Here is a 20,116-nt window from a genome sequence, read left to right on the forward strand (position 1 = left end):
TCAGCCTTTATTTCTCTTCCCCTTCTGCGATAACACCCTCAATATCTTCGCAATGCCACATCCGCGCCCGTCGGAATGTAGGACGTACGGTAGGTGAACCACTCGCTTTAGCATTCAGCATCTTCTGAACCAGCCGGGCTTTTTCAGCATGCATCGCGTCGCGTTTGGCGTCTTCGTCTTTCAGGCTGAAGAAAATGGCGCCATCGATTATTGTATATTCTGGACGGGCATAAATCGCCAGTGGGTGCGCATTCCATAGCACTAAGTCGGCGTCTTTACCGGCTTTAATACTTCCCAGGCGATTGTCGAGGTGCAGTAGTTTCGCTGGATTTAGCGTCACCATTTTCCAGGCATCTTCTTCGGTCACACCGCCATATTCTACGGTTTTGGCCGCTTCCTGATTCAACCGACGGGCCATTTCGGCATCATCAGAATTGATAGAAACTGTTACGCCCTGACGGTGCATCAGAGCGGCATTGTAGGGAATAGCATCGTGAACCTCCATCTTATACGCCCACCAGTCGGCGAAAGAAGAACCACCCGCGCCATGCTTCGCCATCTTATCGGCCAGTTTGTAACCCTCCAGAATGTGCGTGAACGTATTAACTTTAAAGCCCAGTGAATCAGCCACTTTGATGAGCATGTTAATTTCCGACTGAACATAGGAATGGCACGTAATGAATCGCTTCCCTTCCAGAATTTCGCCCAGCGCATCCAGTTCAATATCCCGACGTGGGGCTTGCGCCAACCCCTTGGCTTTTACATTCAACGTATTGTAATTCTGCCACATGCGCAGGTATTCTTTCGCCCGCGTAAAATGATCCATATACACCTGCTCAACGCCCATCCGCGACTGCGGGAAACGCGTCAGTACGTTCGGGTTGGGGTAGTTGGCTTGTTTTACGTTCTCACCCAATGCAAACTTGATGAAACCATCGGCGCCTTTGATCAACATGCCTTCCGGCGATTCACCCCACTTCAGTTTCACGATAGCCGACTGACCACCAATGGAGTTGGCCGAGCCATGCAGCAGTTGCGACGTAGTAACGCCCCCCGCCAGCTGCCGGTAAATATTGATATCTTCGGGATTAATCACATCAGCCATCCGTACTTCGGCCGAACTAGACTGTCCACCTTCATTAATCGACAGCAGCGCAATGTGCGAATGTTCGTCGATGATGCCGTTGGTGAGGTGCTTACCCGTTCCGTCGATTACTTTCACGTCGGCTCCAGCGGTTAGTCCCTTCCCTACTTTCGAAATCTTGCCGCCTGTCACCAGTACGTCGGCGTTGGTCAGAATGCCATCTTTTTCATTGGTCCAGACCGTTGCATTCCGAATCAGCATGCTTTCTGATTTGGGTAATTGCGCGTTGCCCATCCCGACAAACGGATAGATAACCGTTGCCGCCGTATTGCTTGCGGGCGTAGTAGCCGTTCCCGACGTAGCTACGGCAGCTGTTGAACTTCCTGCCGTGGTAGACGTAGCAGAGGTCGATTGGGGCGCATCGCCCGTACGTACCGCCGACCACGCAATAACCTTACCATCAGGCGATTCGCCATCCCCTTTAATGGTCGTGCCCATGCGGTAACCTGTCAGCCGGGTTGTGGCCGGATTTCGTCGATTCAACTGCACCTGCATCGAAATAACATCACCCGAAACAGAGACTTTCGGCGTTATTTTTACCGTATCAATAAGAATCTGGTATTCAGGCTTTTCGGGCGATTTTCCGGTAATGTTCAATTTCAGGTTCGATTGCTGCCCGATAGTCAGATTCCACGTACCGCGCAAATCCGCTACGTTTTTGTTCGTAACAATGTGCTGTTTGCCGCGCATCCAGTTTTCGTAAATCACGTTGTCGGCGCTGAACAGGTTTCCCGACGTAATGATAAAATTGGCCAGGCGACCTTTTTGCAACGTACCGAGCTGATCTTCAGCACGTATCAGCCGCGCCGGAACGGTGGTTAGCGCTTCCAGCGCTTTTTGTTCAGACAAACCGCCTTCGATGGCTCTACGCAGATTGGCCCAGAAATCGGCTTTGTTACGTAGCCCCGCCGTGGTGATCGCAAACAATACGTTGGCGTTGGCCAGCCGACCAGCATTCAAGGGTGCCATTTCCCAGTGCTTCAGTTCGGCCAGCGATACGTTGTCAGCATCCCAGGGGTCTTCTACGTCGTAGGGTTGCGGAAAATTCAGGGGAACAATCAGAGCCGCTTTGGTCGCTTTTATTTCGTCGATACGCTGGTATTCGTCTCCACCCGAGCGGACAACGTATTGAACGCCAAACTCATCACCAATTTTATCAGCCCGTAAAACGCCCATTTTATCGGTGGCTTCAAAAATGGCAGGCAACGGCTGAATCCGGCTGAATGCATCCAGCGACAGGTTCGATTGCTCTTTATTGCCAGCCCGTTTATACCAATCAGCGTCATAAAATGCCTGCCTCAGCAACGCCACTACGCCCATCATGGAGTTGGGATACTGCTGAGTCGAACTGCCTTTGCTGAATGAGTAGTGCGCCGTAGCGTTCGACTTGATCATCAGCAGATTCTCGCGGTCGTCGGCCAACGTAACGAGGGCACCCGTACCGCGGGCGATACCATCGTGCGGATGCGTGAGTACGGCACCAAACCCTAGTTTTCGTAACTCGTCGGCTTTGGCCGTATTGGCTTTAAAAATCAGGCTGGCGTCGTTTTCGGGCTGAATGGCCTGGTTCCAGTAATAGGGTCCTTTTTTGTTGGATTCGTATTGCGGTGGTCGGCCTCCCCCACCAAAGCCACCACCAGCGGCCCGCGTCACCTCGGGCATTCCATAATCGGAGTCGATGTCGATCAGGGCGGGATAAATCCGTTTTCCGGTTAAATCGGTCACTACGGCACCTGCGGGTACGCTCACCGCCGTTCCTACTGCTTCAACCCGACCATCGCGGATAAGGAGCGTAGCTTTGTTAAGTGTAGTTTGCGGGTCGACAATGATGGTTGCATTCGTAAAAGCATACAGTCCAGGTCGTTCGTCATGAACGCCGTTCTGCGGAAAAGTCGTCTGTGCTCGCGCCGTGTAAGTAATGGACAGCGCAAACAGTCCAGCCAGGAGATGTTTCTGCATGAAGTGATTGATTGATGATTTGGGTGAAGGATCAAAAATACAGAAATCAGCGCGCCAATAGGCACATTCTCCAAAGAAGATTTTGGTAAGTGGGAGAATCTAAGAAGTAATTTAACTTAGCAAAGCCCGTATACGAATGAATCAACGTATCGGTATTAATTAGAGCATCAAAAGCAGGAAGGTATAGAGACTCATAACCTAAATACTAGTTACGGCAATGTATTGCTCTACCCTCGCTCGGAACCAGTCGCCCGTTTCAGTAGAATAAATAGTTATGAAGTTGTATCAACTAATTCGCGCTGATGGCTTTTGGAAACGCTTTCGGCTGAGTTGATTTGGTAGTTTGGCGGGGCTTTTTTGCTTTCTTCTTCCGTCCCCACCAGATGTAAAAACCTGTTACGGGTAAGCTGGCAGCAATCAGACTGGCCATAAAAGCAATGATTTTACCGGGTAATCCCAGGATTGCGCCAACGTGTACGTCGTAATTTAACCGGGCAATTTTGTCGGCTATCAGAAGCGTTTTGTCAAACCGGCCGTAAAGGTGTTTCACGGGCACTTCCTTCAATGTGTACTGATCGTAATACCGGTAATCCAATTTCCAGAACGTACTGGCATCGGAATTCAGGGCAACGGCAATCGTTGACGTAGCTGTTTCCGGATAATGCACTTCAACGGTTTCCGCCTGCGGAGCGTGCGTAGCTGTCTGGAACCAAAGTTGGTCTACCACAGGCGCTTTTGGCGTCACTGGCTGTTTGGGAACAATAGAAGCTGGCTCATAAAAATCGACCTGCGTTCTTCCGCCCGATGTTATCCAATAAACCGACTTCGAAAACCACTGAAATCCCCAGATCAGGCCCGTAAACGCTAGCAGAAACAGTACGCTGGTGGCGTAGAAGCCCAATACGTTGTGCAGGTCGTAGTTACGGCGTTTCCGGGAAGCCTGCCATTTAACGGCAAATCGTTGCTTGCGGGCAGCTCTGTTTCTGGGCCACCAGAGCACTACTCCCGAAATTAGCAATACCACGAAAATCAGGGTCGACGACGCAACAATAGGCTGACCGATTGTCGGGGGTAGCCAGAGGTAATAATGCCCCTGAAGTACCTGATAGAAAAAGTCATAGCTCATGTCCTGCACATGTAGCACTTTCCCCGAATATGGATTTACATAAGCGAGATAATAATACGTTGGTTCGTAATGATAATACGTCAGAATGGCCGCTCGTCCACCCGTTCGATACGTAACGCTATGCAAATTCTTGCCGGGCAAAAGCTGATGGCCAATCTCCCGCATACGCGAAGGCGGAAGCACGGACTTGGCCTCCGCAGGAACGTAGCGGTACGATTGCGTCAGGTCTTCGATCTCCGTTTTGAACGCGTACAGGCAACCCGTTACCGCTACAATAAATACGACCAGCCCCGAAGCCATGCCTAGCCAGAGGTGAATTTTACCGATTGCTTTCTTTACGTTCATACCGAAGCGCTTAGGAGTAATTAACTAATAAATCGGTGGTCCGGGAAGAAGCTTCCCCCCAGACCACCGATCTGATTCTAAAATTTATAGGCCACGCTGCCGATAACGCTACGTAGTTTCTGCGGATTCATAGTTGTGTACCCGATCCAATACCGTTGATTGGTGAAATTATCGGTCTTTACCCCAAGCCGGAATTTGCGATGTTCGTAAAATGCCGATGCATTCAGAACAGTGTAGGCAGGCAGGATAAATTCGCCCTGACTAATGCTGTTCTGGATTTTGTTGTCGCTGGCGTAATTTCCGCCGATACCAAAACCTAAGCCTTTTACTACGTAATCGGGCAAACGGTAGCTTAACCACAGATTGGCCAGCACCGGCGATGAGGCCGTAGTAGGCCGACGTCCATTGACATCCGCATCCGCATTGGTCAGCTTAGAATCGTTGTACGAAAAGCCGCCCACTACGTTGAAACCGGCGAATGGGTTGGCAACTACGTCGATTTCGATACCCCGGCTCACCTGCGTACCATCCTGAGTTTGAGCAAATCGGGCGGCTGCCAGTGGGTTAGGATCGGTACGTAGCAGGTTTTTCACCTGAATATCGTAGTAACTGATCGTTGTGGTCAGTCGGCCGCCAAAGGTATTTAATTTCACCCCGGCTTCGAACTGATTAGCCTGTTCCAGTTTCGCAAACCGCCGGGCAATGCTGTCGGGCGCCGTTACGTCGTATGCGTTGTACAATCCACGATTCGCGAAGCTGTTCTGGTAATTAGCAAACAACGACACCTGGTCTTTAACTGGCTGATAGACAACTCCAAATTTCGGCGAGAAGGCGGTTTGCTCGTAGCCCGCAACAGCCGCGCCTTCCGTACCGCCCTTGTTGTTGAAGTGGTCGACCCGCAACGCAGCCAGCACACTCAGTTTATCGGTCAGATTCAGGACATCCGACAGAAAAGCACTGTACGTTTCGCGAATGCCCGTGACGGGGTACGTAAAATCAGGGGCTTTGCTGGCATACAGGGCGCTCAGAGCCGCTCCACTGAACTTGCTGTAATCGTAATTAGCTTCGACGGGTACGGTATCATACACACTACCAAAAAACAATTGATTGGAGTTAACCCGCAGGTAATCGAGCCCAAGCACCAGTCGGTTGCGCATATTTCCCAATTGGAAATCACCGTTTATCAGCTCCTGCACCTCAACAACGTTGTTGGTGCTGTTGCGCGTCGACTGATCGGCACGTACTATGTTATTCACACCCAACGTAGTACCGCCCGGAAGGAGGTAGAAATAGGGCCCGATGCCATTGGAAAAACTGTGGCTCGTACTGATATTGGTAGACGACGTCCACGACGGCGAGATACGGTAGTTTACCTGCCCGAATAGGTTGGTGCTGTTAGACTGCTGCGTCAGGCCGCTGCCCATGTATGAGTTACGGTAGTCAACATTCAGTTGGTCGGCCCGAGTAGCACCGAGGGTGTTGCCAGGAACGTAGAAGAAAATAAGCTGTTTGCCTACGTTTGTCGACCGATAGATTTCGGCATCGAGCAGAATCGATAGTTTTTCGGAAGGTTTGAACAACAGACTGGGCGCAATGGCTACGTTACGGTTGAAGCCCACCGTCTGAAAAGTACCCTGGTGCGTGAAAGCAGTATTGACCCGAAGCAACAGGTTTCTATTTTTCGTCAGCGGAGCATTCACATCAGCACTCACTCGCTGAAAATCGTAATTACCCGCCGACACGGCCACTTCGCCCCCGAACGTGTCGTACGGTTTTTTGGTCACCCGGTTAATTAAGCCACCATACGATGTTAATGAGCTGCCAAACAACGTAGCGGAAGGCCCTTTAATCGTTTCCAGTTTTTCGAGATTGACAGCGTCAATATCACTTGTTACGTTACCGGCCAACCCGTTGCGAAGCTGACTCTGCACAATAAACCCGCGGGTGCTATAATAACCTCCTCCATCGCCAGCCCGTCCGGTGGCTTCCCACATCCGCTGAACGCCCGGCGCGTTGCGCATGGCATCATCGACCGAAAAAACTAACTGTTCCGTGAGCAACTCCTTCCCAATACTATTGTACACCTGTGGGTTTTCAAGATTCTTGAGCGGCATCTTGGACACATACTCGCTCGACGTTCGGGAAAATCGGTTGATACGACTCCCACTAACCGTAACCTCCTTTAATTGAGCCGCGTTTTCGGTCAGCGTGAACGCCAGTGTTACAGTTTCCCCTGAGCCTACAGTTACCTCTTTTTCAGCGGTTTTCAGGCCAATGGCCGACACCTGTACAATGTACGAACCGGCCTTAACGCGATTAACGATGTATTCGCCTTTAGAATTAGTGATGGCCCCCTGCCCTTTTCCTTTCAGACTTATTGTGACAGCCTCCGCTGGTGTTTCATCCGAAGTAGTTACAGTGCCCCGTAGTGTGGCTGTTTGTTGTGCCTGCACCGCCAAAGGCAGCAGACCCAAAAGCACTATGCAAATTTTTGTATATAAACTCATAAGTGGATTGACATTATTTCCACTTGCAAAACAAAGGCTAAATCATGGTAAAGAAAAATTATTTTTAATTAATCTAAATAGTACTTAGAATTTTTCAATTGTAGATACTGGCGCGATCAGGTCCATCTGAACGGGCTGGATATTCCAAATGTACATTGCATGGCGTTGCTGGCGAATCACAAAAAGTATTCATAAACAACCCGTTACGTTTACACACAAAAACAAATGCAGAGTAAACCCACTTTTATATACGTAGCAAATAGGGGCAGTGAAACGTCCTATTGTATCCAGCAAATTGCTTATTACGAACATGAAAGACTACGTCGTTAAGAAAAAAATCAGCCTTAAAGCTGAGCCGTCAGTCGTTTGGAATGCACTGACCAATCCTGAAAAAACCAAACAGTATTTCTTCAATTGCGAAGTTTTTTCCGATTGGGAAGTTGGCAGCACAATCCTGTTTACGGGTCGAATGTTCCTGATCAAAAAAATTGAGATGAAGGGGCAAATCCTGGAAATCGAGCCAAATAAACTATTGAAATACAGCCTCGAAAACGATGACGATGATGACTCGAATTTTTCAATTGTCACCGATAAGCTAACGTACCGAAACGGCGTAACGACGTTATCCATCTCCGACGATGTTGGTCAGGGGACAGGCGCTGAAGATCGTTATAAACGCTCCGAAAAAGGCTGGGATACTATTCTGGAAGGCCTGAAAAAACTCGTGGATAGTGAAACGGAATCATAACGTCCCGGAATAAATTCCAGTTTAGCCCAGATTGGCTAAAGCGTACGAAACAAAGAGAAAATTAGACATTCAAAAGGCAGAAGGCTATAATTCAGCGAGATAGACTATTTTAGAGACGGCAGTTGGTTTATGTTCAAATTAGCTTTATACTGATTTAGGCCATTCTCCATCCTATCATTACCCACCTCCGTATCTCTAAACCATGAAAAAAGCTTTCCTTTTGCTGCTGTGCATACTTCTATTGCACTTTTCGTTGGTAAATGCCCAGTCGTTCAAGCCCAAAGACCTGCGCGAAGCCACCGTTGCTCAACTTCACACCGCTATGCAGGCCGGCAAATTGTCGGCGGTTCAGTTGGTGCAGCTCTACCTCGACCGTATTGAGGCCTACGACAAACAAGGCCCGTTTCTGAATGCCCTCATCATGATTAATCCAAAAGCCCTAAGCGAAGCCCGTCGGCTCGATTCGCTATATAGGGTGACGGGAAAGATGATTGGACCATTACACGGTATTCCGGTGATTGTCAAGGACAATTATGATACGTTCGACATGCCTACAACCAATGGTACGCTGGCCATGAAAAAATCCATACCGCCCGACGATGCCTTTGTGGTACGTAGGATCCGGGAAGCCGGTGCCATTATTATTGCCAAATCCAATCTGGCCGAGTTTGCTACGTCGGGGCATTATTCGGTGAGTTCGATTCTGCCGGGCTATTCCCGCAATCCGTACGATACCCGACGTACTACGGCGGGCTCCAGTGGTGGCACGGCAGCTGCCGTAGCGGCTGATTTTGGCACGATTGGATTAGGAACCGATACAGGAAGTTCTATTCGTGGGCCTTCGTCGCACCAAAGTCTGGTCGGTTTCCGGCCCACATTGGGGCTGGTCAGTCGCGATGGAATTGCTCCGCTGGCGATGACGAATGATACAGGCGGCCCCATTTGTCGGACGGTAGAAGATGCCGTTCGCGTATTAGATGTAATTGCGGGCTACGACAAAGCTGATTCAATAACCCGACGTAGCGAAGGCAGAATTCCACCAACGTATCGCCAATGTCTGGACAAAAACGGCTTGAAAGGGGCACGTATTGGTGTATTTCGTCAGTTATGTACGACCAAAAATTCAGACCCGCAGGTATATGCCCTATTCAACAAGGCGCTGGACGAACTGCGGGCGGCTGGCGCAATCGTTATTGACTCGGTACGTGTACCTGAACTGGATACGATCAATAAATCATTCGACACCATTCCGCAGCTCCGGCGTGATTTCAATCTTTACCTGGCGAGTCTGGGGCCAAACGCACCCCACAAAACGCTGAAATCCATCATCAAATCGAAGCAGTATCACCCTTATCTCGAAAAAACGCTGCTGGATGCCGACGCCGATACGTTACTTCCTGAAGCGCATAAAGGCTGGGCAAAAAACATGGGTCTGCGCGCCCGGCTCCGCCAGTTGTTGCTACGTTCCATGGATTCGACGGGGGTTGACGTACTGGTTTACCCATCATTCAGCTACCCGCCCCGGCTCATCGGCGATTTAAATACACCATCGGGCACGAACAACAATGCCCTGTCACCACCGACAGGTTTTCCGGCCTTTACCGTACCGATGGGGTTCACATACAACGATTTACCCGCCGGATTACAGTTTTTCGGAAGACCGTTTAGTGAGCCAATGCTCATCAAGCTCTGTTACGCCTACGAGCAGGCCACGCACCACCGCCAACCGCCAGCCAGTACCCCCGTTTTGCCAAAAAAGAAGCGGTAATGTTTAATGCAATGCGGACGGTCGACACCGTTACGTTTAATCAGTCATGCCTGTTAACTTGCCTGTATGTTACGTCCCTTCACTTTCTCTTTTCTATTTTTTCTGAGTCTGACAACCGTTCTGGCTATGTTCAACAATTTGTCTGCGCAACGTAGCGTCAATGCGTTGTCGCCATTTGAACGGGACACCAACCAAACGGCAACGTATTACCAGATTATCAGTTGGTATCAGCAATTAGACCGTCAGTATGAGCAAGCCAAACTGGTCGAGATTGGGCAAACTGACATCGGAAAACCGCTGCATTTATTTCTCCTGGCAGCAGACAAACAGTTCACAGCCCGGCCAGATCGCGTTACGTTGCTCATTAATAACGGCATCCATCCCGGCGAACCCGAAGGCATCGACGCCTGTATGATGCTAGCCCGCGACTTATTGAAAGCCAATAAGTTACCCAAGAACGTATTGCTGGCTATTGTACCGGTTTATAATGTAGGCGGCAGCCTGAACCGGGGTGTTTCGCGCGTGAACCAGAATGGCCCAGACTCCTACGGTTTTCGCGGAAATGCCCGAAACCTCAACCTCAACCGCGATTTTATCAAAGCTGAATCTGAAAATACGCGGGCGTTTCAAACCATGTTTCAGTCGCTTAAGCCGCAGGTTTTCGTGGATAACCACACCAGCGATGGCGCTGACTACCAGCACCTATTAACGTATTTCGCGACTCAGAAAGATAAATTAAATCCGAATGTATCAGGCTACATGACCGAAACATTCCAGCCACAGTTGGATAAAATACTGACTACCAAAGGCTTCCCGCCCGCTCCTTACGTAGATCACGTTGGCGATACGCCCGAAAGCGGCCTGGTTGGCTATAACGATACGCCCCGGTATTCGACGGGGTACGCTACGTTATTCAACTGCTTTGGTTTTACGCTCGAAACGCATATGTGGAAACCGTATCCGGCGCGGGTCAAGGCATCCTATGTTTTCGATGAGGCCGTACTACGTCTGTGCGAACGGGAAGCCAGTACGATTCTGGCAACTAAAAAACGGGCTGATGAGGCCGTTCGTCAACAAAAAACCTTTCCACTCAGCTTTTCTCTCAATCGGACTAAAGTTGATTCCGTTACGTTTCTGGGGTATGAAGCGGGTTACAAACCTAGCGAAGTATCGGGTCTGAAACGGCTTTACTACGACCGAAGTAAGCCCTTTACGAAGCGCATTCCTTATTTCAATACGTTTACGGCCAATGTCCAAGTGGACAAACCGCGTTTCTACCTGATTCCGCAAGGTTGGCGCGAAGTAATTAGCCAGCTCAAACGCAATGGCGTTACGTTGCAACCGCTGTCGAAAGATACCATATTGACCGTATCCGCTTATTACATTGATACGTTCAGAACGGGCCAGCGCCCCTATGAAGGCCATTACGTCCATTCGAACGTTACGATACGTACTGAAACGCAGAAACTTCAATTTTACAAGGGTGATTATCTTATTTCAACCAATCAGCCCACGAATCGATATATCATTGAAACGCTTGAACCACAAGGCGTTGATTCTTTTTTCGCCTGGAATTTCTTCGATAGTATTCTGGATCAGAAAGAGTATTTTTCCAATTATATTTTCGAGGACACAGCCGCCGAATTAGTCCGAAAAGATTCGGTGTTACGTAAACAGCTCGAAGAAAAACGGGCATCCGACAAAGCCTTTGCCGAAAACGCCAACGCCCAGCTGGATTTCATTTATCGCCAAACGCCTTATTACGAAAAAACGCACAATCGCTACCCTGTTTACCGACTGAATTGAGGTGTTATGGAAAATCTACTACGTATCTGGTTGTTGATTGCGATGCCCTGTTTGGCACTGGCGCAGGTTGACAAAAGTCCAAAAGTTACAGAGTCAACAGACGTAGCTTCGATTCGGGCACTACGTCTCCAGTCGAATCAGGCGATTGAAGCACGTAAACTTCAAACGTTCGGCGAGACGATGCTTCCGGATATTCAGGTTACGCGCGGAAGTGGTTCACACGTATCGAGCCGCGACTCGGTACTGGCGTCGGTCGCTCCGCAATTTAAAGATCCAAATTTTATGGGCTATATACGTACTACAGAGCGAATTGACATTAGTACGTCGGCCCCGCTTGCCGCCGAACATGGGCACTGGACCGGCCGTTTCCGACGCCCCGATGGCATTCAAATCATCACCGGAACGTACCTGTCCATGTGGCGCAAAACCGACGCAGGCTGGAAAATCCAATCGGAATTATTTATAAGTCTGAATTGTACGGGTAGCGAGGCTTGTGGGAAGTGAACGTTTGGTTTAGCATTTACAAATACAAATTCTTACCAAGCAGTACGTTTTCGACTTCACTAATCTCATCAATGTCGTTCCAGAATACACTGTAAGCACTGATGATGAAGTTGTTAGGTTGGTTTACGGAATCTACATCCAAATGCTTGGTCGAGAAAAGCGGAATCGCTACTATACGACCGTCATTTAACTGAAAATAATTACGTCTGAATCTATCCGTACCCCAGTCAAGGTGGGCATCCGGATAAATTCAGACGTTTAATTCTCAGAGTATGATACTTTTCTACCCCTTCTTCTGCTCTTTTGCCCAAGCGTCTTTCAACGTAACGGTGCGATTGAAAACGGGTTTGTCAGGTGTAGAATCGGAATCGAGAACGAAATAGCCTTTCCGCATGAACTGTACGTTGGATTGGGCGCCCGAACGTACCAGATCGATCAGAGCCGGTTCTACAAAAGCACGTACTACGTCTAACGAATTGGGATTCAGCAACTCACGAAATTCACGTTCGTCGGCAGCCGGGTTCTCGACGGAGAACAGGCGGTCGTAAAGCCGTACTTCGGCTTCGACGGCGTGCGGTACCGACACCCAGTGTATCGTGCCTTTCACGTTAATACCCGACGTATCGGAACCGCTGCGGCTCTCGGGAATGTACGAGCAACGTAGTTCGATGATTTCACCCGCGTTATCTTTCACTACTTCGTCGCATTTGATGATATACGCTCCTTTCAGACGTACCATACCGCCCGGAAACAGCCGAAAGAATTTCTTCGGCGGGTTTTCCATGAAATCATCGCGCTCGATGTACACCTCTCGACTAAAAGGTACGTTCCGCTCGCCCGCGCCGGAATCTTCGGGATTGTTTTCGATCGACATGATTTCTTCCCGACCAACCTCGTAGTTCGTGATGACCAGCTTCAATGGTTTTTCATCGACAACCGCCATCACGCGGTGGGTTGTTTTGTTCAGTTCTTCGCGAATGCAGAATTCCAGCAAGCCAACGTCAATCATGTTGTCGCGCTTGGCGATACCGATCCGGTCGGCAAATTCACGGATGCTGGCCGACGTATACCCGCGCCGACGAATACCAGCAATGGTTGGCATACGCGGATCGTCCCAACCACTGACGTGACCTTCTTCTACCAGCTGCTTCAGTTTCCGCTTACTCATGACGGTGTACGTCAGATTGAGCCGGGAAAACTCAATTTGTCGCGATGGAAAAATATTCAGTTTGTCGATAAACCAATCGTAAAGCGGACGGTGGACTTCAAACTCAAGCGTACAGAGTGAATGCGTAATATGCTCAATGGAATCCGACTGGCCGTGGGCGAAATCATACATTGGGTAAATGCACCATGCATCGCCCGTCCGGTGGTGGTGCGCATGCTTGATCCGGTAAATAATCGGGTCACGTAATTGCATATTCGGCGACGCCATATCTACCTTGGCACGTAGCACTTTCGCACCGTCGGGAAACTCCCCGGCTTTCATCCGGCGGAACAAATCCAGGCTTTCGTCGACGCTCCGGTCGCGGTATTTGCTCATGCGTCCTGGCTCGGTCGGCGTACCTTTCTGCGCAGCAATTTCCTCCGAAGTCGAATCATCGACATAGGCTAATCCTTTCTGAATCAGCGTTTCGGCAAATACATATAGCTGGTCAAAATAGTCCGATGCGTAAAATTCGTTTTCCCACTCAAAGCCCAGCCAGCGCACGTCGTTTTTAATAGAATCGACATATTCAGTGTCTTCGGTAACGGGGTTTGTGTCGTCGAAACGGAGGTTGGTTTGCCCGCCGTATTTGTCGGCCAGCCCAAAATTCAGACAAATCGATTTGGCGTGCCCGATGTGGAGATAGCCATTGGGCTCGGGCGGGAAGCGCGTATGTACACGGCCTCCGTTTTTGCCGGCAGCAATATCTTCTTCAACAATTTGTTCTATAAAATTCAGGGAGCTTCCGGGGTTGCCAATACCAGCATCGCTCCGGTCAACTCCTTCGGAGTCATTCAATACGTCGGCCATATTCATCCATCAATTCAGTCGAAGCCCGAAATTACGTCCTTTGGCCGGGTTTGGCAAACAGAAGTACATATGCTAGTCACGATAGGGGTTGATTTTAACATTAAAACGGGCCTACTTAATCGACAAAAAAGGCGGCATTGCACTCCGTCATTTTACCCAATTAGCAGCGAGAAGAACTACTTAAGTAAACAAAATGGGTTGTTAATTTCTTATTAATCAACGAACAAAATGATGTTATGAACGGGTTGTTGGGTAGTACACCCGATTGACTATCTACCAAAAGATTTCAGGGTTCACTCTGTATGAAAAAAGTTTTTATCGGCTTTCTGCTGGCGCTGGGCTGTTTTTTTTCGCCACTTGTGTCGGCTCAAAAGACATCAGATTCATTAGCTAAACAAGCCTTTCTTACCGATTGCATTCAGTACGCGCTGGAACACCAGCCCCTTGTCCGCCAATCAGTTATCGACCAGGAAATTGCCGAACGTACCGTTCAGAGCGCGTTAGCCGCCTGGTATCCGCAAATTGCAGGCAGCTATAACCTCCTGCACTACCTCAAGCTTCCCGTTACGCTCATTCCGGATGCAACAACCGGCGAACGACGACCCGTTGCGCTCGGCGCCCAGAATACGTCGACGGTATCGTTTTCGCTTACGCAAAGTATTTTCAGTCGCGATTTGCTACTGGCCAGTCAGACCGCCGATACCTATCGCGTGCAGGCTACGCAGGTCACGAACCGAAATAAAATCGACGTGGTGGTCAATGTCAGCAAGGCTTTTTACGACCTTATTCTGACGCAGCGTCAGGCCGATATTCTGACTGAAGATATTACGCGTCTGCAACGTAGTTTACAGGATGCCACCAACCAATATCAGGGCGGTATTGTCGATAAGACGGATCCGCAACGGGCACGTATTGCGTTGAATAATTCAGTAGCCCTACGGAAACAATATCGCGATCAGGCGAGTGCTAAGTATCAGATTTTGAAGCAATTGATGGGCTACCCGCCTAATTCGCAACTCAGTGTAGCTTACGATACGTTGCAACTGGCGAACGAAGCCAACATTGATACGTTGCAGTTAGTAAATCCGCAGAACCGCATTGAATACCAATTATTACGTACGCAGGGGCAGTTGCTGGATGCGAATGTGCGCTACAATCGCTGGTCGTATCTGCCGACGGTAAGCGCCAACGCCAACTACAATTTCCTCTATCAGAATAACGCCCTGGGACAGTTGTATGGTCAGTCGTTCCCCAATTCGCTCATTGGCCTAACGGTAGCGCTGCCTATTTTTCAGGGAGGTAGACGTATCCAGCAGACAAAAATCGCTGAACTACAAGTCAAACGTTTGCAGTGGGATTTAGCAGCGCTGACTAGTGCTGTCGATGCTGAATATGCGCAGGCTCTGTCGAATTACAAAGGGAATCTGGCAACGTACCTTGCGTTACGCGAAAACCAGCAATTAGCCGAGGAGGTTTACCGGGTTATTAACCTACAATATCGTTCAGGAATTAAAACGTACCTGGATGTTACCATCGCCGAAGCCGACCTACGTACCGCCCGTTTGAACGTATTCAATGCTTTATATCAGGTTTTAATCAGTAAGCTCGACGTGCAGCAAGCGTTGGGAGCCATACAGTTTTAGCGATTATCGGCCTATAAACCATTCACAGTCAATTAGTAAAATCACTACTATTCACCGAGCAATCGCCAACGTAACATGAAGAATCAATTTATAAATCCATCCATAATTGCCGTTGTTCTCGCTGCTCTGCTTACGGCCTGTGGCGGTAAAAAGGATGATAAGCAGCAACAGGCACCTCCCCCACCAACGCCCGTTACGGCGGTGAAAGCGGAGAAAGGCAGTGCAACATATTATGACGAGTTTCCAGCCACGGTAACAGCGCTGCGCGAAGTAGAAATTCAGCCGCAGGTATCCGGAAACATTACGGGTATATTCTTTCAGGATGGCCAGCACGTTAGCAAAGGTCAGAAACTTTACACGATTGACCCACAGCAATATCGGGCTGGTTATGACCAGGCCGTAGCGAACCTGAACGTACAGAAAGCCAACCTGAACCGGGCTCAGAAGGACGCCGACCGGTATAATACGTTGGCTCAACAGGACGCCGTTGCCAAACAATTGGTCGATAACGCCAACGCTACGTTGGAAGCCGCCAAAATGCAGGTGGCAGCCGCTCAGGCCAGCATTCAGCAGGTCGCTACAAACCTCAAATACACAACTATTTACGCCCCGCTTGATGGCACCATCGGCATTTCGCAGGTACGGTTGGGAGCCGCCGTGGCACCGGGTTCTACGCCACTCAATACAATCTCGGCAGATGACCCTATTTCGGCTGATTTGCAGGTCGATGAATCGCAGATTACCCGGTTTGGAGCCTTGCAGGGCAAACTAAACGTAACCCGCGATTCAACCTTTATCCTGATGCTACCCAGCGGCCAACCATATTCATATCCAGGTTCGGTACGTATCATCGACCGGGCCCTTGACCCACAGACAGGTACGCTACGTGTCCGCATCGCTTTCCCCAATCCGAAACGCCTTTTAAAGCCCGGTTTAAATGGAAACGTTCGGGTAAAAAATAGCACCGGTCAGCCGCAATTGTTGATTCCGTATCAGGCCGTAACCGAACAGATGAGCGAATTTTTCGTATTTGTCGTAGGCGACAGCAGTAAAGTGAGTCAGAAAAAGGTAACGCTCGGGGCACGTATCAACGACAAAGTAATCGTGAAAAACGGCCTGAACGAAGGCGAAGTGGTCGTCACAGAGGGTACACAGAAGATTAGAGAGGGAGCGGTGGTAAAAGTAAATGAGCGAAAGAGTGAATGAGTGAACGAGTGAATACCATCCGGGGAAAAATCATCCGGCAGGCTTTCGCTCGTTCACTCATTCACTCGTTCGCTCATTAAAATCACTCATTGAATCATGTTCGCAGAAATTTTTATCAATCGACCGGTTACGGCTATTGTTGCGTCTATCGTCATTCTGGCGCTAGGCATATTAGCCTTGCTGAGCTTGCCGGTTAGCCAATACCCCGACATTACGCCCCCGGTGGTGCAGGTCACAGGTACTTATACAGGCGCTGATGCTCAGACAGTTGAGCAGACAGTCGCTACACCCATAGAAACGCAGGTGAACGGTACGCCCGGCATGGACTACGTGCAAACCAACGCTACCAATGATGGCCGGATGACCATGAACGTAACGTTTAAGGTAGGCACCGACGTAAATATTGCCGCGCTTGATGTACAGAACCGTGTGGGTATTGCTCAGCCTCAGTTACCGGAAGAAGTTACCCGATTGGGCGTTGTGGTCCGTAAGCGGAACCCGTCACTGTTTATGCTAGTGGCCATTTACTCGCCAAACAAGACGCACAACGTATCATTCCTCGATAACTACGCCAACATCTACATCCGCGACGCGCTGTTACGTGTTCCGGGTGTGGGTGATATTTTCAGCCGCGCCGACGATTTCAGTATGCGGATCTGGCTTAAACCAGACCGTCTGGCGCAGCTTGGTCTAACCGCCGACGACGTAGTGGCGGCTTTGCAGGAACAGAACTTACAGGTAGCTGGTGGGTCGGTGGGCGCATCGCCACAACCAGCTACTCAGGCATTTGAGTACACCGTATTTACCAATAGCCGACTTAGTAAGGAAGACGAATTTCGTAAAATTGTGGTACGTAGTGATCCGTCCCGTGGCTCGCTGGTGTATCTGGAAGACGTAGCGCGGGTACAATTAGGTAAGTTTTCCTACGCCAGCAACTCGTTTGTCGATGGTAACCGGGCGGCTTATCTGCTCGTGTATCAGTTGCCGGGAAGTAACGCGCTCGAAACCGCCAAAGGGGTATACGCGGCTATGGATAATCTGAAAAAGACCTTTCCGAAAGATATCAACTACGTAGTGCCTTTTGAATCGGTTTCGGTTATTCAAGTATCTATTTCTGAAGTAGTTGAGACGCTTTTGGAAGCGTTGGTTCTGGTGGTTTTGGTTGTATTCCTTTTCTTGCAAAGCTGGCGGGCCACACTCATTACATTGCTGGCGATTCCCGTGTCCATTGTCGGTACGTTCGCGCTATTCGTGCCACTAGGATTTACAATTAATACGTTGACACTTTTTGCGTTCGTACTAGCCATCGGTATTGTTGTCGATGATGCCATTGTGGTAGTTGAAGCTGTGCAGGTGAATATTGATAAGGGTATGTCGCCAAAGGACGCCACTCGGGAAGCCATGCGCGAAATTTCAGCCCCGGTTATTGCTATTGCGCTGATTCTGGCGGCTGTGTTCGTGCCGGTTGGTTTCATTCCGGGTATAGTTGGCCGGTTGTATCAGCAATTTGCCATCACCATTGCAGTATCCGTACTGATTTCAGCGTTCGTGGCTTTGTCTCTAACACCGGCATTGTGTACACTGCTGCTACGTCCGATGGAAATCAACGAAAAAGCGACGGGGCTAAACAAGCTGTTCTACAAATTCAACCAATGGTTCGAGCGCGTAACGAATTCGTATACGAATGGCGTGAAGCGATTAATTAAATCGACACCACTGGTTCTGGTTGCGTTAGCTGTTATTTACGTAGGAACAGGATTGCTGTTTAAAGCGAAACCCACTGGCTTCATTCCGACTGAAGATGAAGGCCGTTTGATCGTAACCTACGAAATTCCTGAAGCGGCTTCGACCTCTCGAAGCCTGACGGTGCTCAACAGAATTATGAACATTCTGAAACAGCAACCCTACGTAGCACACTTTTCGGCGCTGGGGGGGCTGAACGCCGTTACCTTTGCGTCCAAGTCGAACAGTGGTACGGTGTTTATTCAGCTAAAACCGTGGGAAGAACGTAAAGAACCGGGTATGCAGGCTGATTCATTGGTCGTTAAACTGCAACGCGCGTTGGCGGTCTTGAACGATGCCCGGCCACAGGTCATTCAGCCGCCGGCTATTCCAGGGCTTGGTCAATCGTCTGGATTTACGTTCGAGATTCAGCAACGAGAAACCAACGATGATGTTCGGGCTTTCGACAACGTAGTACAGAACTTCCTCGCTGAAGCCAATAAACGGCCCGAAATTGGTCGCGCGTTTTCGTACTTCACGGCCAAAACGCCTGCGTATCGTGTTGACGTTGACCGCGATAAGTGTAAGAAACTAGGCATTTCGGTCAGCAACGTTTACCGAACGATGCAGACATTCCTGGGTAGTCAGTACGTGAACGATTTTATTATTTATGGACGGAAATTCCGGGTCGTCGCGCAGGCCGACACCATGTATCGAAGCGATATAAATCGGTTAGGCCAGTACTACGTTCGCAATCAGGGCGGGCAACTGGTGCCCATCAGTGCCGTTATTAAGACAAGTATTATCGAAAACGCGCCACTAATTTCGCACTTCAACCTGTTCCGGTCAGTCGAATTGAACGGGGGGGCCAAGCCGGGATACAGCAGCAGTCAGGCAAACGATGCGTTACGTGAGGTCGCGGCCAAAGTGCTACCGGCGGGCTATGCATATGATTTTGGCGGATTAAGTCGCGAGGAAATTAACGCAGGCAACAGTTCCGTTTACATTTTCGCTCTGTCGATTGGCTTCGTTTTCCTCTTCCTGGCGGCTCTTTACGAAAGCTGGTCGGTGCCGTTTTCGGTGTTGCTGTCCGTACCGATCGGTGCATTAGGCGCTATTACAGCACTGATTATTTTCCCATATTTAAGCAATAACGTGTATGCGCAAATCGGTTTGATTACGCTGATTGGTCTGGCGGCTAAAAACGCTATTCTGATTGTGGAATTTGCCAAAGAGCGTGTCGATAAAGGAGAAGATTTGATTGATTCGACACTAGAAGCGGTACGGTTGCGCCTTCGTCCGATTTTAATGACGTCACTAGCGTTTATTCTGGGTGTATTCCCGTTGGCGCTCGCTAGTGGAGCCGGTGGTGTTGCCCGCGCTACCATCGGACGTACCGTATTAGGTGGTATGCTGGCGGCTACGTCGATTGCCATTTTTGTAGTACCTGTGCTTTACGTAGGTATCACCCGATTGGCTTACGGTAAGAAAGGGCTGGAGGCTTTGCGTGCAAATGCCAAAAAGTCAGAAAATGGAAAAGCGGGTAAGACCGACGTAGTTAAACATCAGCCTGTTCCAGCTAACGGCAATGGTAATCATGACGTGTAACTAGATTCGCGTC

Annotated in this window: 11 protein-coding genes; 7 read left to right on the plus strand and 4 right to left on the minus strand. The window is 49.5% G+C overall.

Annotated features, from left to right (window positions below; translation table 11 throughout):
• Positions 1–7: 7 nt before the first annotated feature.
• The 3 genes from ACYVF1_RS10580 to ACYVF1_RS10590 form a co-directional block, all read right to left on the minus strand.
• Entirely contained in the window at positions 8–3,103 is a 3,096-nt protein-coding gene (locus ACYVF1_RS10580; protein WP_461078414.1) for an amidohydrolase family protein, read from the minus strand.
• Between the two features lie 289 nt (positions 3,104–3,392).
• Positions 3,393–4,574, minus strand: coding sequence for a PepSY-associated TM helix domain-containing protein (locus ACYVF1_RS10585; protein WP_461078416.1), 1,182 nt, complete (start codon positions 4,572–4,574; stop codon positions 3,393–3,395).
• A 77-nt stretch (positions 4,575–4,651) separates the two neighbouring features.
• Positions 4,652–7,081, minus strand: a complete 2,430-nt coding sequence (locus ACYVF1_RS10590) for a TonB-dependent receptor domain-containing protein (protein WP_461078418.1) — start codon at positions 7,079–7,081, stop codon at positions 4,652–4,654.
• A gap of 310 nt (positions 7,082–7,391) precedes the next feature.
• On the opposite strand from ACYVF1_RS10590, the gene ACYVF1_RS10595 reads away from it, so the two are divergent.
• From ACYVF1_RS10595 to ACYVF1_RS10610, 4 genes are all read left to right on the plus strand, one after another.
• Positions 7,392–7,829: an SRPBCC family protein gene (locus ACYVF1_RS10595; protein ID WP_461078420.1), complete on the plus strand. Its 438-nt coding sequence runs from the start codon at positions 7,392–7,394 to the stop codon at positions 7,827–7,829.
• A 202-nt stretch (positions 7,830–8,031) separates the two neighbouring features.
• Positions 8,032–9,597 carry an amidase family protein gene (locus tag ACYVF1_RS10600; protein WP_461078422.1) on the plus strand — a complete coding sequence of 522 codons (1,566 nt, stop codon included), beginning with the start codon at positions 8,032–8,034 and terminating at the stop codon, positions 9,595–9,597.
• A gap of 66 nt (positions 9,598–9,663) precedes the next feature.
• Entirely contained in the window at positions 9,664–11,403 is a 1,740-nt protein-coding gene (locus tag ACYVF1_RS10605) for a M14 family metallopeptidase (protein WP_461078424.1), read from the plus strand.
• A 6-nt stretch (positions 11,404–11,409) separates the two neighbouring features.
• The gene (locus tag ACYVF1_RS10610; protein WP_461078426.1) at positions 11,410–11,907 is read left to right on the plus strand and encodes a YybH family protein; all 498 of its coding nucleotides are present in this window, start codon (positions 11,410–11,412) and stop codon (positions 11,905–11,907) included.
• Positions 11,908–12,190: 283 nt separating this feature from the next.
• On the opposite strand, the gene ACYVF1_RS10615 is transcribed toward ACYVF1_RS10610, so the two are convergent.
• The gene (locus ACYVF1_RS10615; RefSeq protein WP_461080722.1) at positions 12,191–13,924 is read right to left on the minus strand and encodes a glutamine--tRNA ligase/YqeY domain fusion protein; all 1,734 of its coding nucleotides are present in this window, start codon (positions 13,922–13,924) and stop codon (positions 12,191–12,193) included.
• 302 nt (positions 13,925–14,226) lie between these two features.
• Here ACYVF1_RS10615 and ACYVF1_RS10620 point away from each other — a divergent pair, with 302 nt between their 5' ends.
• From ACYVF1_RS10620 to ACYVF1_RS10630, 3 genes are all read left to right on the plus strand, one after another.
• Positions 14,227–15,567: a TolC family protein gene (locus ACYVF1_RS10620; RefSeq protein WP_461078428.1), complete on the plus strand. Its 1,341-nt coding sequence runs from the start codon at positions 14,227–14,229 to the stop codon at positions 15,565–15,567.
• A 75-nt stretch (positions 15,568–15,642) separates the two neighbouring features.
• Positions 15,643–16,773 carry an efflux RND transporter periplasmic adaptor subunit gene (locus ACYVF1_RS10625; protein WP_461078430.1) on the plus strand — a complete coding sequence of 377 codons (1,131 nt, stop codon included), beginning with the start codon at positions 15,643–15,645 and terminating at the stop codon, positions 16,771–16,773.
• A 96-nt stretch (positions 16,774–16,869) separates the two neighbouring features.
• A complete protein-coding gene (locus ACYVF1_RS10630) occupies positions 16,870–20,103 on the plus strand; it encodes an efflux RND transporter permease subunit (RefSeq protein ID WP_461078432.1) in 3,234 nt (1,077 codons plus the stop codon).
• The last annotated feature ends 13 nt before the right edge of the window (positions 20,104–20,116 follow it).

This window comes from Spirosoma flavus, assembly GCF_054778555.1.

Coding starts and splice junctions, on each gene's coding strand:
- ACYVF1_RS10580 (WP_461078414.1), bottom strand. CDS start 3,103: ATGCAGAAACATCTCCTGGCTGGACTGTTTGCGCTGTCCATTACTTAC.
- ACYVF1_RS10585 (WP_461078416.1), bottom strand. CDS start 4,574: ATGAACGTAAAGAAAGCAATCGGTAAAATTCACCTCTGGCTAGGCATG.
- ACYVF1_RS10590 (WP_461078418.1), bottom strand. CDS start 7,081: ATGAGTTTATATACAAAAATTTGCATAGTGCTTTTGGGTCTGCTGCCT.
- ACYVF1_RS10595 (WP_461078420.1), top strand. CDS start 7,392: ATGAAAGACTACGTCGTTAAGAAAAAAATCAGCCTTAAAGCTGAGCCG.
- ACYVF1_RS10600 (WP_461078422.1), top strand. CDS start 8,032: ATGAAAAAAGCTTTCCTTTTGCTGCTGTGCATACTTCTATTGCACTTT.
- ACYVF1_RS10605 (WP_461078424.1), top strand. CDS start 9,664: ATGTTACGTCCCTTCACTTTCTCTTTTCTATTTTTTCTGAGTCTGACA.
- ACYVF1_RS10610 (WP_461078426.1), top strand. CDS start 11,410: ATGGAAAATCTACTACGTATCTGGTTGTTGATTGCGATGCCCTGTTTG.
- ACYVF1_RS10615 (WP_461080722.1), bottom strand. CDS start 13,924: ATGGCCGACGTATTGAATGACTCCGAAGGAGTTGACCGGAGCGATGCT.
- ACYVF1_RS10620 (WP_461078428.1), top strand. CDS start 14,227: ATGAAAAAAGTTTTTATCGGCTTTCTGCTGGCGCTGGGCTGTTTTTTT.
- ACYVF1_RS10625 (WP_461078430.1), top strand. CDS start 15,643: ATGAAGAATCAATTTATAAATCCATCCATAATTGCCGTTGTTCTCGCT.
- ACYVF1_RS10630 (WP_461078432.1), top strand. CDS start 16,870: ATGTTCGCAGAAATTTTTATCAATCGACCGGTTACGGCTATTGTTGCG.